The 15070-nt window shown below is 72.6% G+C and carries 14 protein-coding genes; 3 read left to right on the forward strand and 11 right to left on the reverse strand.

Features of this window, described 5'->3' with window-relative positions:
* Positions 1-87 precede the first annotated feature (87 nt).
* Positions 88-1911, reverse strand: a complete 1824-nt coding sequence (locus tag I8N68_RS10015) for a DUF6311 domain-containing protein (RefSeq protein WP_200209614.1) — start codon at positions 1909-1911, stop codon at positions 88-90.
* A 220-nt stretch (positions 1912-2131) separates the two neighbouring features.
* Between I8N68_RS10015 and I8N68_RS10020 the strand changes: the two genes are divergently transcribed.
* Entirely contained in the window at positions 2132-3325 is a 1194-nt protein-coding gene (locus tag I8N68_RS10020) for an extracellular catalytic domain type 1 short-chain-length polyhydroxyalkanoate depolymerase (RefSeq protein WP_200209844.1), read from the forward strand.
* Between the two features lie 47 nt (positions 3326-3372).
* On the opposite strand, the gene I8N68_RS10025 is transcribed toward I8N68_RS10020, so the two are convergent.
* Both I8N68_RS10025 and I8N68_RS10030 read right to left on the reverse strand, forming a co-directional pair.
* Positions 3373-4272 (reverse strand): TIGR01777 family oxidoreductase, encoded by a 900-nt coding sequence (locus I8N68_RS10025; RefSeq protein WP_200209615.1) that lies wholly within the window; start codon positions 4270-4272, stop codon positions 3373-3375.
* Between the two features lie 56 nt (positions 4273-4328).
* Positions 4329-5327 carry an aldo/keto reductase gene (locus tag I8N68_RS10030; protein WP_200209616.1) on the reverse strand — a complete coding sequence of 333 codons (999 nt, stop codon included), beginning with the start codon at positions 5325-5327 and terminating at the stop codon, positions 4329-4331.
* 55 nt (positions 5328-5382) lie between these two features.
* On the opposite strand from I8N68_RS10030, the gene I8N68_RS10035 reads away from it, so the two are divergent.
* Entirely contained in the window at positions 5383-5736 is a 354-nt protein-coding gene (locus tag I8N68_RS10035; RefSeq protein WP_200209620.1) for a MerR family transcriptional regulator, read from the forward strand.
* A gap of 4 nt (positions 5737-5740) precedes the next feature.
* Here the strand turns inward: I8N68_RS10035 and I8N68_RS10040 are convergent, their stop codons facing one another.
* The 7 genes from I8N68_RS10040 to I8N68_RS10070 form a co-directional block, all read right to left on the reverse strand.
* Entirely contained in the window at positions 5741-6247 is a 507-nt protein-coding gene (locus I8N68_RS10040; protein WP_200209624.1) for a DinB family protein, read from the reverse strand.
* Between the two features lie 194 nt (positions 6248-6441).
* Positions 6442-7935, reverse strand: coding sequence for a zinc metalloprotease (locus I8N68_RS10045; protein ID WP_200209625.1), 1494 nt, complete (start codon positions 7933-7935; stop codon positions 6442-6444).
* Positions 7936-7954: 19 nt separating this feature from the next.
* Positions 7955-8314, reverse strand: a complete 360-nt coding sequence (locus I8N68_RS10050; RefSeq protein ID WP_200209626.1) for a hypothetical protein — start codon at positions 8312-8314, stop codon at positions 7955-7957.
* 103 nt (positions 8315-8417) lie between these two features.
* A complete protein-coding gene (locus tag I8N68_RS10055) occupies positions 8418-9338 on the reverse strand; it encodes an LLM class flavin-dependent oxidoreductase (RefSeq protein ID WP_200209627.1) in 921 nt (306 codons plus the stop codon).
* Positions 9339-9444: 106 nt separating this feature from the next.
* Positions 9445-9939: a hemerythrin domain-containing protein gene (locus I8N68_RS10060; protein ID WP_307812739.1), complete on the reverse strand. Its 495-nt coding sequence runs from the start codon at positions 9937-9939 to the stop codon at positions 9445-9447.
* 105 nt (positions 9940-10044) lie between these two features.
* Positions 10045-11376, reverse strand: coding sequence for a low temperature requirement protein A (locus I8N68_RS10065; protein ID WP_200209633.1), 1332 nt, complete (start codon positions 11374-11376; stop codon positions 10045-10047).
* A gap of 44 nt (positions 11377-11420) precedes the next feature.
* Positions 11421-11996 carry a TetR/AcrR family transcriptional regulator gene (locus I8N68_RS10070; protein ID WP_200209634.1) on the reverse strand — a complete coding sequence of 192 codons (576 nt, stop codon included), beginning with the start codon at positions 11994-11996 and terminating at the stop codon, positions 11421-11423.
* A 147-nt stretch (positions 11997-12143) separates the two neighbouring features.
* Between I8N68_RS10070 and I8N68_RS10075 the strand changes: the two genes are divergently transcribed.
* Positions 12144-13091, forward strand: a complete 948-nt coding sequence (locus tag I8N68_RS10075; RefSeq protein WP_200209635.1) for an SDR family NAD(P)-dependent oxidoreductase — start codon at positions 12144-12146, stop codon at positions 13089-13091.
* Between the two features lie 73 nt (positions 13092-13164).
* Here I8N68_RS10075 and sucB read toward each other — a convergent pair whose 3' ends face one another.
* Entirely contained in the window at positions 13165-15012 is a 1848-nt protein-coding gene (sucB, locus tag I8N68_RS10080) for a 2-oxoglutarate dehydrogenase, E2 component, dihydrolipoamide succinyltransferase (protein ID WP_200209636.1), read from the reverse strand.
* Positions 15013-15070 lie beyond the last annotated feature (58 nt).

The following is a 15070-nucleotide window of genomic DNA, read 5'->3' on the forward strand; positions in this document are numbered from 1 at the left end:
ACCCCCCGCTCCGCCCGTGAGCCTCGTCGCCAATCACCCGCGGCTTTCGCGCCGTATGCCGGGCGCCAGGTGCAGGATCGCGGAGGGTCAGGGTGGGGGGACCTTCCAGAGCCAGACGTCGTCCACGCGTCGTGGGGGGCCCAGCAGGGCGGTGGCGGTGCGGCGGAGGGCCTCCTCGTCGATGTCGTACTTGGCGCCGTGCACCCGGTCGGCGAGGACCACCGCCTCGACGTGCCAGTAGTGCAGGTCGGCGAGAGACTCCCGGATGCTGCCGTCGGTGATGATCGGGACGAGGCCGGTCCGGCCGGCCTGGTCCATCAGCGCACTGAAGGTGCGCGGCGCCGGGCCGATTTGGCCCCGGCCGTCCGGACCGCCCGGACCGAGGAAGAAGCCGGCCGGGATGCGGAACTCACCCTGCCGGTGGGCCAGCGCGTACGCCTGCCAGCGCTGGCCGTCCGGCGTGACGTCGATGGTCAGCGGCAGCGGGGTCAGCACCCCGCCGGGGGAGACGTGCTGCTGCCAGGTGCCGGTGGTGATGAACGCCGGGATCGGCTCGCGGACGCTGGTCAGCAGCGGGGTGGGCAGCAGCGGCAGCAGGGCGGCGGCGAAGCCGAGCGCCCAGGCCAGCTCGGTGGAGCGGTGCCGGGGTGGTTCGGCGCGCAGCCGGTCGACGGTGTACGCCAGCAGCAGCCCGATCACCGGCGCCACGACCAGGGCCAGCCGGGAGGGCAGCGCCGCGTTGACCACCGGCAGGTTGTCCAGCACCCCGAACGGCAGCAGCTGGTCGGTGCGCCGGCCGTTCCACTTGGCCTGCGGGCCCCAGGAGAGCACCGCGAAGGCGACCGCGCTGCCGGCCAGCGCCCAGAGGGTGGCCCGGAACGCCCGGTCGGCGCGCCGCCAGAGCAGCCCGAAGCAGGCGACGGCGAGCAGCAGCAGCGGGATGCCGAAGAAGGAGTTCTCCTCGGTCGGGTTGGGCGCCAGCGAGGTGCCCAGCCCGGCCCACCCGGCCAGCGACCGGCGCGGGTACGACCCGTACGCGGCGATGTCCTCGGAGTGCACCAGCGGGTCGAAGCCGGTGCCGTGGAAGCGCTGCGGCCCGGCGAAGTGCAGCCAGAGCGGGTACGCCAGCAGCACCCCGGCGACCAGCGCGGTGACCCCGAGCCCGCGCAGGAAGTGCGGCAGCGCGGCGCGCACCTCGGCCCCGCGGGACGGCTGCACCGCCCAGAGGGCGAGGAACGAGGCGAGCGCCAGGGCGGTGAAGAAGAGCCCCTCGGCGGCGATCGAGAAGGCGGCCGCCACCAGCACGCCGAGCAGCACCCCGCCCCGGACCGCGTTGCCGGGGCGGCGCAGCGCGAAGGCGCCCCAGATCAGCAGCGGCACCAGCCAGCCGGCGGTCCAGTTCAGGTGCGCGTTGGCGTGCGACACCATGGCCGGGCAGTAGCCGATGAAGAGCGCACCGACCGCGGCGGCCAGCCGGCTGCCCACCAGGTGCCGGCTGAGCAGCCAGTACCAGGCCAGCGCGGTGGCGGCCAGGTTGAGGGTGAGGATCACCAGGAACGTCGCGGGCGGCCCGACCAGGTAGGTCAGCGGCGCGAAGACCCACGCGTACACGGTGATGGAGGTGTTGACCGCGAGGTTCACCCCGTCCGGGACGTTGATCAGATGGGTGAAGAGCGGGTTCTCCCCGTGGGTGAGCGAGTGCCCGCCGAAGGCCAGCAGCCACTCGAAGAGGGCCTGGTCGCTGGAGTTGACGGTGATCATCCGGGTGCTCGGGTCGCGCCACATCCCGCTGGTCACCCAGAACGCCAGGGCCAGCGCGGCCAGCGCCACGAGCAGGTCGGCCCGGTGGTCCCGGGTGACGCGCGCGGGCCCGGGCGACGGATCGGTGGCCAGGGACGGGGAGGTCGGCACGAAGGGACGTTACCAACCGGACCCGGACACGCCGGTCAGACACGAAAGCTTGACCGGGGCCGCGCGTTCCCGGCCGGCCGGAACCCGCCGCGCCACCGGTGGCACACGTTGGCCTTCATAAATATATGAGCGCCGGCCATGTCGCCGGGCTGAAACACGGACGTAACGTCTCGGCAACTCGGGGGTGACCCAGTTCACATTCCGCAACCTGGAGGCCGCCATGCGCCGCTCCTCATCACTGCTCACCCGGATCGCCGGGGCGGCCGCCGGGCTCGCGCTCGCCGCGGCCGCCGTGTTCACCGTCGCGATGCCCGCCCAGGCCGCCACCCTCACCCAGGTGACCGGCTTCGGCTCCAACCCCGGCAACCTGAGCATGTACGCCTACCGCCCGGACGGCCTGCCGGCGAGCGCGCCGGCCGTGGTGCTGCTGCACGGCTGCACTCAGAACGCCTCCGGGTACTTCGCCAACTCGGGCTGGCAGAAGTACGCCGACCAGTGGAAGTTCGCCCTGATCGTGCCCCAGCAGTCGTCGGCCAACCAGTCGCTGAGCTGCTTCAACTGGTTCACCGAGGGGGACATCAACCGGGGCCAGGGCGAGGCGCTGTCGATCAAGCAGATGGTCGACTACGCGAAGTCCAATTACGGCCTCGACGGCAACCGGATCTACGTCAGCGGGCTCTCCGCCGGCGGGGCGATGACCTCGGTCATGCTCGCCACCTACCCGGACGTCTTCGCCGCCGGCTCGGTCATCGCCGGCCTGCCGTACCGCTGCTCACCGCCGGCCTCCACCAGCACCTGCCAGTACAGCGGCGTGGACAAGACCCCGGCGGCCTGGGGTGACCTGGTCCGCAACGCGTACTCCGGCTACACCGGCCGGCGCCCGCGGGTGTCCATCTGGCACGGCACCTCGGACACCACCGTGGTGCCGATGAACGCCACCGAGTCCCGCGACCAGTGGACCAACGTGCTGGGCGTGTCACAGACCCCGACCAGCACGGCGTCGCTGCCCGCCGGCACCAGCCTGGAGGTGTACGGCAGTGACGCGGTCCGCCTCTACCGGGTCTCCGGGATGGGCCACGGCACTCCGGTCGACCCGGGCTCGGCGGCCGACCAGTGCGGCACCGCCACCTCGTACTTCCTGGACACCATCTGCTCGACGTACCGGGACGCGCTCTTCTTCGGCCTGAACGGCGGCGTCACGCCCACCCCCACGGCGACCGCCAGCCCCACCCCGACGGCCGCCCCGGTCTGCGTCACCGCCAGCAACTACGCGCACGTGACCGCCGGCCGCGCCTACCAGTCCGGCGGCTACGCCTACGCCCTCGGCAGCAACCAGAAGATGGGCCTCTACAACACCTTCAACACCAGCACGCTCAAGCAGACCGGCCCCAGCTACTGGGTCATCGGCTGCTGATCCCGGCTGCCGCAGCGGTTCCCTGCCTCGTCGGGGGACCGCTGCGCTCACTCCGTCAGCGCGGCGTGCAGGGCGGAGCGGAGGTCGGGGTGGCGGTACTCGAAGCCGGCCTTGGTGAGGACGGCGGGCCGGACGCGGGTGCTGGCGAGGATGTCCTGGGCGAAGCCGCCGAGGGCCACCTTCAGGGCCAGCGCGGGGACCGGCAGGATCGCCGGGCGGTGCAGCTGTCGGGCCAGCTCCCGGGTGAACTCCGCGTTGGTGGCCGGGTCCGGGCCGACCCCGTTGACCGGGCCGGCGATGTCGTCCCGGGCCAGCAGGAACGCCGACGCGTCCAGCCAGTCGCGCAGCGAGATCCAGGACCACCACTGCCGGCCGCTGCCCAGCTTGCCGGCCAGGCCCAGCTTGACCGGGAGCAGTTGCGGCTGGAGCATCCCGCCGCTGCGATGCAACGGCAGCCCGGTGCGCAGCCGCACCACCCGTACGCCGGCGTCCTCGGCCGGCCGGGTGGCCGCCTCCCAGACCCGGGAGACGTCGGCCAGGAAGCCCTCGCCCGCCGGGGCGTCCTCCTCGACCACCCGGTCGCCCGTGTCGCCGTACCAGCCGATGGCCGAGGAGTTGAGCAGCACCGACGGCCGGTCCGCCGCGGGCAGCCCGGCGATGGTGATGGCCAGCGTGGTGGTGGTGTCCACCCGGCTGGACCGGATCAGCTTCTTGTAGTCGTCGCTCCAACGCTTGTCGCCGACCCCCGCGCCGGCCAGGTTGACCACCGCGTCGGCCTCGGCGACCACCGCCGGGTCGAGCTGCGCGGCCGACGGGTTCCACTGCCGCTCGTCCGGGGTGCGCGCCGGCCGGCGGACCAGCCGGGTGACCTGGTGCCCGTCGGACGTCAGCCGGCCGACCAGTCCTTTGCCGAGGAAACCGGACGCGCCGGCCATGAGGATCCGCATGCCCATAATCTTCGGCCACGGAGCCCTCTTTGGGTGCGTTCGCCGGATCTTCGCCGCTAGGCGGCGGGAACCGGTCGCAAATCGGCGAGCAGCCGCTCCACCTCGGCGAACGCGTCCGCCGGGAGCGGGCCGAGCCCGAGGGTGGCGAAGTTCTCGTCGGCCTGGGCCACGGTGCGGCAACCAGGGATCGGCACGGTCCGGGGACTGCGGGCCAGCAGCCAACCCAGCGCGCCCTGGGCGAGGGTACGTCCGTCGGCGGTGAGCGCGTCCCGGATCTCGGCGACCCGGGCCGACCACTGCGGCGTCGGACGGCCGTCGGTGAACCAGACCAGCCACTCCGGGGCCATGCCGCGGACGTCGTCCGCCCCGACCTTCCGCGTCGCCCCGGTGAGCAGTCCCATCGCGAGCGGGCCACGGTTGAGGCTGGCCAGGTCGAGCGCGTCACAGACCGCGAACATCTCCGGGTTGTCCTTGAGCACCGACTCGTCGTGCTGGATGGCGGCGCAGTGCGGACCGGCCTCGGCGAACGCGCGGGCCGACTCCGGGTTGTCGGTGCTCCAGCCGTACGCCCGGATCTTGCCCTGGGTGACCAGGCCCTCAAGGGCGTCGACCAGGTCGAGCGCGGCGGACGCCGGCAGCTCGTTGATGTGCAGCTGGTAAAGGTCGACGTGGTCCGTGCCGAGCCGGCGCAGCGATTCCTCCAGGCTGGTCACGGCGTAGTTCGGGCGGTGGTCCTGGCCGGTCCACCGCCGGGTGGCCTCGTCGGCGCGGTTGCCGAACTTGGTCGCGATCACCGCGCGGTCGCGGCGGCCGGCGAGGGCCCGGCCGAGGACCCGCTCGCTGTGCCCGGCGCCGTAGTTGCTGGCCGTATCGAAGAGGGTGACGCCCAGGTCGAGAGCGCGGTGGATGGTGCGGACCGACTCGTCGTCGTCGACCTCGCCCCAGCCGAACGGCTGCCCGTCGTCGCCCCAGAGCGGCCCGCCGATCGCCCAGCACCCCATGCCGACCGCGCTGACCTCGATGCCGCTGCGGCCCAGTGTCCGTGTCATCGTCATGCCGCCCAGCTTTCAACCTGGAGCGCGCTCCAGGTCAAGCACTAGCATCCGGAGGATGTACGCGCCCTCGGAGGCCGCGCGGCGCAGCGGCTTCAGCCTCGACACCCTCCGCTACTACGAGAAGATCGGCCTGCTCAGCGACATTGGCCGTACCTCCGGCGGCCGGCGGGTCTTCACCGACGAGGACCTGAGCTGGCTGGTGCTGTTCCGCTGCCTGCGCGACACCGGCATGCCGATCGCCGAGATGTGCCGCTACGCCGAGCTGGCCCGGGCGGGCGAGCACACCGCGGGGGAGCGGCGGGCCCTGCTGGAGCGCCACGCGGCGCGGGTCGAGGAGCAGATGCAACTGCTCCAGCGCCAGTACGACCACCTCCGCGAGAAGATCCGCTTCTACGACCGGCTCGGCTGACCGGTCATTCGCCGGTCTGGCCGTCGATCGCCTCGCGGATGATGTCGGCGTGGCCGAGGTGGCGGGCGTACTCGTCGATCATGTGGTTGAGCACCCAGCGCAGCGAGTGCTCCTGGCCGGTGGCGGGCGACCGGCCGACCGCCTCCAGCGGGCGGTCGGCGGCGATCCGCCGGGACGCCTCGACCTCGGCCCGCCAGATCGCGAAGGTGCCCGCGCCGGTGGCCTGCTCGATGTCGTTGAATTCCTCGTCCCGGTCGTCGGTGCGGGTGAACAGGCTGCCCGGGAAGTTTCCGTCGATCACCGCCTGGAAGTACCACCGCTCGACCGCGGCCAGGTGTCGGACCAGGCCGATCAGCGAGAGATCGGACGACGGCACCGGCCGCCGGCGAAGCTGCTCATCGGTCACCCCGGCGCACTTGCGCACCAGCGCCCGGCGCTGGTAGTCGAGAAAGGTGTCCAGCAGCGTCCGTTCGTTTGTCGCCGGTGACAGCTCGAAACGTTCATCGATCATTGGCGGAATGGTAGGCGAGATCGGGGCCGCTGGCTGACCCGCACGTGCTGACCGCCGGGGTGAGCCGGCCGACCCGGCCGACCTGCGGGTGCGTCCGGGTCGCCTCGTTCCGCCACCGACCGTTCGGTGGCGGGTCGGGTGGGTCGAAAGCTGAGGCGACGGCAGCTCGTGCTGCCGTCGCCGTTGCCTGCCGGCTACCCCTGCCGCCCCCCGGTGCCGCCGCGGACCGCCGCCGGGCTCACCCCGATGACGACCGGTCGGGCGCCCAGGCACTGGGGCGCGAAGTGCGCCACGATGTAGTCCCACGCCGCCTTCGCCTCGTCGAAGGTGAACGTCGGCTCGCCGTCGAGGTAGACGCTCAGGATCGTGCGGGGGATCAGGTACCACTTCCGCCACCAGGTGTTGGTCTTCGGCGAGTACATGATCCGGTCCACCCCGTCGGTGTGGCAGAGGCCGAAGGTGTGCCCCAGCTCGTGGATCGGCACGTACTTCCAGATCTGATCCGGGGTGTTGTCGATGAAGGTGGCGCCGGAGGTGTTCTTGCCGCTCAGCCCGCAGGCGCTCTCGTGCAGGTTGTTGGCCAACCCGCGCAGGGTGTCGGTGTAGCGGAAGACCCCGACGGCCGCCGGGTGGCAGAGGTCGGCCGTCGCCCCGTCCGGGTCGGTGGTCTTGTCGTGCCGGCCGATCACGTCCTTCAGGAACCGGGTCAGCGCGGGGTGGGCGTCCGGTCGGTCGTACCCCTTGTGGACGATGTGGTCGGGGTCGGTGACCGGGCGGGTCTCCTGGTCGAAGTCCAGCATCAGCGCGAGTTCGCGGCCCTTCTCGCGGGCCGTGGAGACCTTGGTGTCCAGCGCGCCGTCCCGCATCGGCAGCACGATGAACGCCGGCCCCTGCGCGCCCCGCGAGCTGAGGTAGGTGTCCAGCTCGTCGGCGGAGATGGGGTTGTCGAACTCGCCGCCACCGCCGCCACCGACGACGGTCCCCTTCTTCAGGGTCTTGTACCGCTTGCGGTTCCAGAACCCCTCGTGGAACTCGAAGCCGCAGAGTTCCCGCAGGTTGATCGCGCCCTGCTCGTGCAGCACGACCAGGTTGGGCACGGTGGGTTCGCGCAGCGACGGGGTCTCCGAGTCCAGCGTCGTCCGGTACGCGGTGCCGTGCAGGCGCAGCCCGAACGCGCCGTGGTCGAGGCGGATCGCCTCCTTGATCTCGGTCAGCGTGTCACCGGAGTACTTCGCCTCGAGCAGGCCGCGCACGTACCGGCGCAGGCGCTCCCGGTTGATCTCCTCGATGATGTAGTCGATCGTGTCGCCGAGGAACACGATGCGGGCCAGCCGGATGATCCCCAGCACCAGGCCGATCACCGCCCGCAGCAGCCCGTCGAGGATCCGCCGCCAGTCGAGCGTGACGATGCCGACGACCACGTCCCAGAGCCCGGCCGCAATGTCGACCACCGCCTCGACGACCACCCCGACGAGCTTGCACACCGTACGGACCACCCACTTGCCGACCTTGACGATCACCCAGCGGACGACCTTCACGAAGTACGTGACGAACCAGCAGACCCAGCCCCGCGGGTCGTACCACGGGTAGTCCTTGCACTTCTTCTCCTGCCGTTCCTCCCACTCCTCGACGGGCTTGGAGATCTCCTCCTCGACCCATTCGGTGATTTCGGTGCAGACGAGTGCCATGGGAGATCCCCCCTCCGAGTCAGGAGACCGCGCGCAGCGCGCGCAGTCGTAGCAGCAGGCGCCGACGGCTCCAGGACAGCCCGAGGAGCTTGCCGGCGACCGCCGCCGCGAGGCAGCCGAGCACGGCCGCGGCGACGGCCGGGCCGCCGCTCGGTCCGACCACGAGGACGCCGGCCACGGCGGTGACGAGGGCCAACGCACCCCAGTCGCAGCCGCAGTCGTTGAACAGCCGGCGGATGATCGCTGCCGTACGCTCGCGCTCCGTCGCGTCGAGCCCGGGCAGTGTGACGGTGACCCGGTCGAGGTGGGGGCGCCGGAGCAACGAGACCAGCGTCTCCGCCCGATCGAGATCCGCGCGATCAGCGATCTCGATGTGCATGAGGGTGTCACCTTCCCACTGACACCCTGACTGTGAGCGTGGTCGATCGCCAGGTCAACGATCTTTCAGCTACCCGACTGTGGCTGCCTCGCCAGCGGTGCGATCAGAGCTGCGCCAGCCGGGGAAGCAGTGGTCCGAGCTGGTCGACGGCGTCCGTGCGTACCACGAAGCGAGTGATGCCCCAGCGGCGCCGGTGGGCCGCGACCGCCGCGACGATCTCCTCCGCCGTGCCGATCAGGACGAACGGGGTGGCCAGCAGCTCGCCGACGATCAGGCCGGTGTCGGCGGCCGTCTTCGCGGCTGCAGCCTCGGCGTCGTCGGTCACCACCACCTGCTGGACCAGGGCCTCCAGCGCGGGCGGCTCGACCCGGCCGGCGGCCCCGGCCGCCACGTGCGAAAGCTGCGCCTCCAGCTGCTCGGCCCGCCACCGCACGTCGTGGGCGTGGCCGTCGGCGAGGGTACGCCCGAAACCGGTCAGGCCGACCACGTCGGCGTGCGCGCCGGCCCAGCGCAGCAGCGTCGAGTTGGCCGTACCCATGGTCAGCGGCACCCGGTCCTGGACGGGTCGCAGGCCGCCCATCCGGGCCGCGTGCGCGACCAGCTCCGGGGTGTCCACGGTGACCTCCTCGCCGGCCAGCAGGTCGCGGACCGCCTCGGTGACCGCCACGCAGCGGCGCACCCGGGCGGCGACGTCGGGCCGCTCGCGCCCGACGGCCCGCCACTCGGCCGGGGTGTGTCCGGCGCCGATGCCGAGCCGGGCCCGCCCGCCGGAGACCACGTCCAGGGTGGCCACGTCGGTGGCGAGCAGGATCGGCTCCCGGATGCCGGCGTTGGCGACGTACGAGCCGAGGCCGAGCGTCGAGGTCACCGCCGCGGCGGCCGCCAGCGAGACGAACGGCGACGCGCCGTGGCCGGGATGGTCGGCGGCGAGCAGGGCGTCGAAGCCGGCGGCCTCGACCCGGCGGGCCAGGTCGAGCCAGCCGGCGGCGTCGGCGGGACGGGCCTGGACGGAAAAGATCACCATCGGCTCAGCATCCGGCGTCCGCGGCGCGGAAACCAGCCCGGAGCACCGATTCTGCTGACCGGCGAATCCCACGGCCCCCCGCGTCGGCCGGCCAGTTCCGGGCCGATCACGTCGACAGCGGCGGCGGGCCCGGCGGCTCGACAAGCAGTTCCACGGTGCCGCCCGCCTCGCGGTTCAGCGCCGCGACGAGTTTCTTCTCCTCGTACCTGAAGTGCGACTCCAGCAGGGCGGCGAGGCCGTCCAGCTCGGCGCGCACGTCCCGGCCGCCGGCCCGGCCGGTGACCAGGTCCTCGACCCGGCGCAGGATGCCCGCCACCACCTGGTGGTCCGCGGCCAGTTCGGCGAGGACCGGGCGCAGCGCCGGCTCCCGTTCGGCGAGGACCCGGAACGCGCCGCCGTCCTCGCCGGTGTGGTGCCGGTCGAGCGCCGCACAGAAGGCCAGGCAGTGGGCTCGCAGCGCGCGGGGCGGTCGGGCGTCCCCACCGGGGGAGTCCAGGCCGGTACGCAGCCGGGCCAGCTCCTCGCGGAGCCAGAGGTGGATCTCGATCAACTGGTTGCCGAGGGCGGTCAGCCGCCCGCCCGGCTCGTGGGATGGGTGCACATGGTCCCCTGCTGTCCCGCGCCTCCATGCCCACGGCGGTCTTCGTGCCGGGCGCACCGCGACGCTGCGCCGGACCATACCCGCTCGCCGCCCGCGCCGCCCCGGTCAGGTCGACGGCTCGTCGGGCGCCGGCTCGTGCCAGCGCGCCCGGTACGCGGCCTCGCTCGCCTCGTGCGTGGTCCGCTCGGCGAAGACCAGCTCGTGCAGGGCGCGTCGGGCCTCACCCATGGTCGCCACCTCCACCACGACCAGCCCCACACAGATGACGGTCAGCAGGGTCAGGGTGGCCAGACCGGGCAGCCGCGCGCCGACCGGGATGCTCCCGGCGAGCAGGAGCACCGTGCCCACCCGGATCCAGGACAGCGTGTGCAGCGTGCGGAGCTGGAAGAGCATGTTTCCGCAGAGGTAGCAGATCACCCCGCCGAACAGCAGCGCCGCGCTGGGACCGTGGGAGCGTTCGGCCAGCGGGATGTGCGGATCGGCGATCTGGTGCACGATCCCCTCGGCGCCCAGGGCGAACAGGATGATCCCGGCGATCATCGGCAGGTAGAGGTACGCGTACGCGTCCCGGGCCATGGCCACCCGGGGTCGTCCCTGGGTGGCGTGCAGCGCGATCCGAGCGGCCGGGCCCACCCAGTCGTAGTGCGCCCACCACAGCGCGGCGGTGAACACGATGCCGAGGACGGCGGCCGCCACCGCCGGCCAGCTCGGTGGCTGGCCGAGCAGGTTGCTGCCGACGCCGACGGAGATGACCGACTCACCCAGGGCGATGATCAGGATCAGGTCGTACCGCTCGGTCCAGTGCTCGGCGGAGGTGACGCCCCAGCCCCAGGTGCCCGCGATCAGCCCGGTGCCGTACTGGAGCACCACCACCGTTGCCCAGAGCCCGTCGCGGACCATCGAGGCCCGGCCGGAGTCGTCGATCTGGGCCGGGATCAGCGCGGCGCCGAGCAGCAGAACGGTGCTCAGGGCGAGCTCGGGGGCGAACCGGCTGAGCTGCCGGCGCTCGTTCGGGCTGTCCCGGACGGCGTGCAGGTAGAGCGCCAGGTGCACCAGGCGGATGACCACGTAGCTGCCCGCCGCCACCATCGGGCCGGCGGCGTTCTCCCCGGCATCGCGGAAGGCCTGCGGGAGCGCCAGCGCGAAGGTGAAGAGCGCGGCCATGCCGGCCACCATGAGCACCGGCACGAAGCCCTCCCCGAGCCGGACCCGGGTGGCGACGACGCTGTGCACGACCCAGGACCACCAGAGCACGGCGAGCACCAGCAGCGCGTGCAGCAGGTTGGTGCCGTTGATGTTCAGGGCGGTGGCCCGGGTGATGATGAAGAACGAGAAGACGAAGACCAGGTCGAAGAAGACCTCGAACCGGTCCACCCGGGCGCCGGGGGCGACCGCGACGGCGGGGCCCAACCAGCCACGCCCCCGAGTGCCGCCCACCGGTCGAGTCTTTCAGCGGCGGTCGGCTCCGGTCGGCGAATCGCTCAGCCGGTGCGCTGCCGCAGGCCGTCCATCAGCAGGTCGAGCAGCCGGCTGGCCTGCTCGCGCTGGTCGGGTTCGCCGGCGACCAGGGAGATCCCGCTCAGCCCGGCCAGTACGTCGGCGGGCGCGACGTCACCCCGTACGGCGCCGGTCGCGCCGCCCGCCGCCAGCAGCAGGTCGAGCGTGGCCAGCAGGCGGTCGCGGCTGTGCGCGTACGGGTTGGCGCCGGAGGCGATGGCGAGTCGGAGCGCGTCGGCCATGCCCCGCTTGGTCGACAGGTAGTCGACGAACCGGTCCATCCAGGCCCGGAGTGCCCGATCCGGCGGCAGGGTGGCCAGCAGGTCCGGCGCGGCGTCGCAGAGCTTGGTCAGCTCGTTGCGGTAGGCCGCCTCGATCAGTGCCTCCCGGGTGGGGAAGTGCCGGTAGAGGGTGCCGATGCCCACCCCGGCGTCCTTGGCGATCGAGTCGAGCGTTACCTCGGGCCCGTCGTGGGAAAACGCGCGTACGGCGGCGTCCAGCAGGCGTTGCCGGTTGCGCAGCGCGTCGGCGCGCAGCGGTCGGGGGCCGGTGTCCGGCACGTCGCCTCCTTCGAGTGACCGGCCGGAGCGCGGTCGGGTTGGCAAGCGGAGTCTCCTCCGTTTAGTCTCGACCGTAACGGAGGATCCTCCGATTCTCATCGTAGCGGCCGGACCTGGCGTCCGCGTCGCCACCGACAAGGATGGATCATGACCACCAGCACACCTGTCAACACGCCGTTCTCCCGCGAGACCACCGCCGTGGAGGTGGTGCGCGGCCTCGACCTCACCGGCCGCCGGGCCATCGTCACCGGCGGCGCGTCCGGGATCGGGGTGGAGACCGCCCGCGCGCTCGCCGCCGCCGGAGCCGACGTCACGCTCGCCGTCCGCAACGTCGACGCCGGCCAGCAGGTCGCCACCGACATCGCCGGTACCACCGGCAACGACCACGTCCTGGTGGCCCCGCTGGACCTCGCCGACCTGACGTCCGTGGCCGACTTCGTCCGCAGCTGGGACGGGCCGCTGCACATCCTGGTCAACAACGCCGGCATCATGGCCTCGCCCGAGATGCGCACCGCGCAGGGCTGGGAGATGCAGTTCGCCACCAACCACCTCGGCCACTTCGCCCTGGCCACCGGCCTGCGCCGGTCCCTGGCCGCCGCCGGGGGCGCCCGGATCGTCTCGGTCAGCTCGTCGGCGCACCTGCGCTCGCCCGTGGTGTTCGAGGACATCCACTTCCATCAGCGGCCGTACGAGCCGTGGGCGGCGTACGGGCAGTCCAAGACGGCGAACGTGCTCTTCGCGGTGGAGGTCAGCCGGCGCTGGGCGGACGACGGCATTCTCAGCAACGCCCTGATGCCCGGGGCGATCCGGACCAACCTCCAGCGCTACATCAGCGACGAGGACCTCGCCCGGCTGCGAGCCGAGAGCGGGGGCGAGACGATGCCCAGTTGGAAGGACACCGAGCAGGGCGCCGCGACCTCCGTGCTGGTCGCCGCCTCTCCGCTGCTCGATGGCGTCGGCGGACGGTACTTCGAGGACTGCCAGGAGGCCGGGCCCAACCAGCCCGGCACCCGCACCGGATACGCCCCGTACGCGCTGGACCCGGAGGCGGCGGAGCGGCTCTGGCAGGTCTCCGAGGAGCACCTGCGGGGCTGACCCCGCCCGAGATGGCGAAAGGGGGGCGCGCGGCGTGAGCCGCGCGCCCCCCTTTCCGGGCGTTCCCCCGGGTCTACAGACCCAGCTCGGCCTCGAAGTTGCCGGCCTCCAGCCGCTCCTTGACCGCGACCAGGAAGCGGGCGGCGTCCGCGCCGTCGATCAGCCGGTGGTCGTACGACATGGCCAGGTAGACCATCGAGCGCACCGCGACGACCTCGCCCAGCTCCGGGTCGTTCACCACGACCGGACGCTTCACCACGGCACCCGTGCCGAGCATCGCCGACTGCGGCGACGGCACGATCGGGGTGTCGAAGAGCGCGCCCCGGCTGCCCGTGTTGGTCAGCGTGAAGGTCGCGCCGGTGATCTCGTCGGGGCTGATCTTGTTGGTCCGGGTGCGCTCGGCCAGGTCCGCGACCCGCTTGGCGATGCCGCCCAGGTTGAGGTCGCCGGCGTTGTGGATGACCGGCACCAGAAGCCCGCGCTCGGTGTCCACGGCGATGCCGAGGTGCTCCGCGTCCGGGTAGGTGATCGTCCCCGCCGCCAGGTCCATCCGGGCGTTGACGATCGGATACGCCTGCAGCGCCTCGACGGCGGCAAGTGCGAAGAACGGCAGGAACGACAGCTTCACGCCGTGCCGCTGCTGGAAGGAGTCCTTCGCCTGCGCCCGCAGCTTGGCGATCCTGGTGACGTCCACCTCGATCACCGTGGTGAGCTGCGCCATCTCGTGCAGCGACTCCTGCATCCGCTTGGCGATCGCCGTGCGGATCCGGGTCAGCTTCTCGGTGGTGCCCCGCTTGCCGCTCGGCTGCGGCTTCGCGGCCGGCTTGGCCGGGGCGGGCGCCGCGGCGGCCGGGGCCGGCTGGGCGGCCGGCGCGGCCTTGGCGGCCTTCGCCTTCTCGGCCGCCTCCAGCACGTCCTGCTTGCGGATCCGGCCACCGACACCGGTGCCGTTGACCGAGGAGAGGTCGACGCCGTGCTCGCTGGCCAGCTTGCGCACCAGCGGAGTCACGTAACCGGCCGCCTCCTCGCCGCCACCCTGCACCGGGGCGGAGGGGCGCTGCGGGGTCGGGGTCGGCGCGGCCGGCTGGGCGGCCTGCTCGGCCTTCGCGGGCTGCGCCGCCACCTCGGCCTCCGCGGCCGGCTCGTTGTAGGACAGGCCCGGGGTCGGCTCCTCGACCTTGGGCTCCGGCGTGGGCTCGGGCTTGGGCTCCGGCTTGGGCTCCGGCTTGGGCTCCGGCTTGGGCTCGGGCTTCGGCTCGGGCTTGGGCTCCGGCTTCGCCTCGGCCGGCGCGGCGCCGGCGGCACCGATGATCGCCAGGTCGGCGCCGACGTCGGCGGTCTCGTCCTCGGCGACCTTGATCTCCAGCAGGGTGCCGGCGACCGGCGACGGGATCTCCGTGTCGACCTTGTCGGTGGAGACCTCCAGCAGCGCCTCGTCCACCTCGACGGTGTCGCCGACCTGCTTGAGCCAGCGGGTGACCGTACCCTCGGTGACGCTCTCGCCCAGGGCCGGCATCTTGACCGGGGTGCCCTCGCCGGATGGCGCCGGAGCGGCCTGGGCCGCCGGCTGCTCCGGGGCGGGCTTCTCCTGCTCGGGCTCGGGACCCGTGCCTTCGGCGGCGGCCGTCGGCTCGGCGGCGGGCCCGGCGGCCGGCTGCGGTGCGGCCGCGCCGGCCTCTTCGCCCTCGCCCGCGATGACGGCCAGCTCGCTGCCGACCTCGGCGGTCTCGTCCTCACCGACCACGATCCGGCTCAGCACACCCGCCGCGGGGGACGGGATCTCGGTGTCGACCTTGTCGGTCGAGACCTCGAGCAGCGGCTCGTCGACCTCGACGGTGTCGCCCTCCTGCTTGAGCCAGCGCGTGACGGTGCCCTCGGTGACGCTCTCGCCGAGCCGGGGCATGGTGACCGATACCGGCATGTTCTCCAGACTCCTTCATTCCCGTGGTGGGATCATCGCCCGTCGCCGGACGCCGCGG

The sequence above is a fragment of the Micromonospora coerulea genome (assembly GCF_016598485.1).
In the GTDB taxonomy this organism is placed as follows: domain Bacteria; phylum Actinomycetota; class Actinomycetes; order Mycobacteriales; family Micromonosporaceae; genus Micromonospora; species Micromonospora coerulea.

What these genes read in the sequence shown, in the direction of transcription:
- I8N68_RS10020 (WP_200209844.1), top strand. Translation starts at nt 2,132, where the DNA reads ATGCGCCGCTCCTCATCACTGCTCACCCGGATCGCCGGGGCGGCCGCC.
- I8N68_RS10025 (WP_200209615.1), bottom strand. Translation starts at nt 4,272, where the DNA reads ATGCGGATCCTCATGGCCGGCGCGTCCGGTTTCCTCGGCAAAGGACTG.
- I8N68_RS10030 (WP_200209616.1), bottom strand. Translation starts at nt 5,327, where the DNA reads ATGACGATGACACGGACACTGGGCCGCAGCGGCATCGAGGTCAGCGCG.
- I8N68_RS10035 (WP_200209620.1), top strand. Translation starts at nt 5,383, where the DNA reads ATGTACGCGCCCTCGGAGGCCGCGCGGCGCAGCGGCTTCAGCCTCGAC.
- I8N68_RS10040 (WP_200209624.1), bottom strand. Translation starts at nt 6,247, where the DNA reads ATGATCGATGAACGTTTCGAGCTGTCACCGGCGACAAACGAACGGACG.
- I8N68_RS10045 (WP_200209625.1), bottom strand. Translation starts at nt 7,935, where the DNA reads ATGGCACTCGTCTGCACCGAAATCACCGAATGGGTCGAGGAGGAGATC.
- I8N68_RS10050 (WP_200209626.1), bottom strand. Translation starts at nt 8,314, where the DNA reads ATGCACATCGAGATCGCTGATCGCGCGGATCTCGATCGGGCGGAGACG.
- I8N68_RS10055 (WP_200209627.1), bottom strand. Translation starts at nt 9,338, where the DNA reads ATGGTGATCTTTTCCGTCCAGGCCCGTCCCGCCGACGCCGCCGGCTGG.
- I8N68_RS10075 (WP_200209635.1), top strand. Translation starts at nt 12,144, where the DNA reads ATGACCACCAGCACACCTGTCAACACGCCGTTCTCCCGCGAGACCACC.
- sucB (WP_200209636.1), bottom strand. Translation starts at nt 15,012, where the DNA reads ATGCCGGTATCGGTCACCATGCCCCGGCTCGGCGAGAGCGTCACCGAG.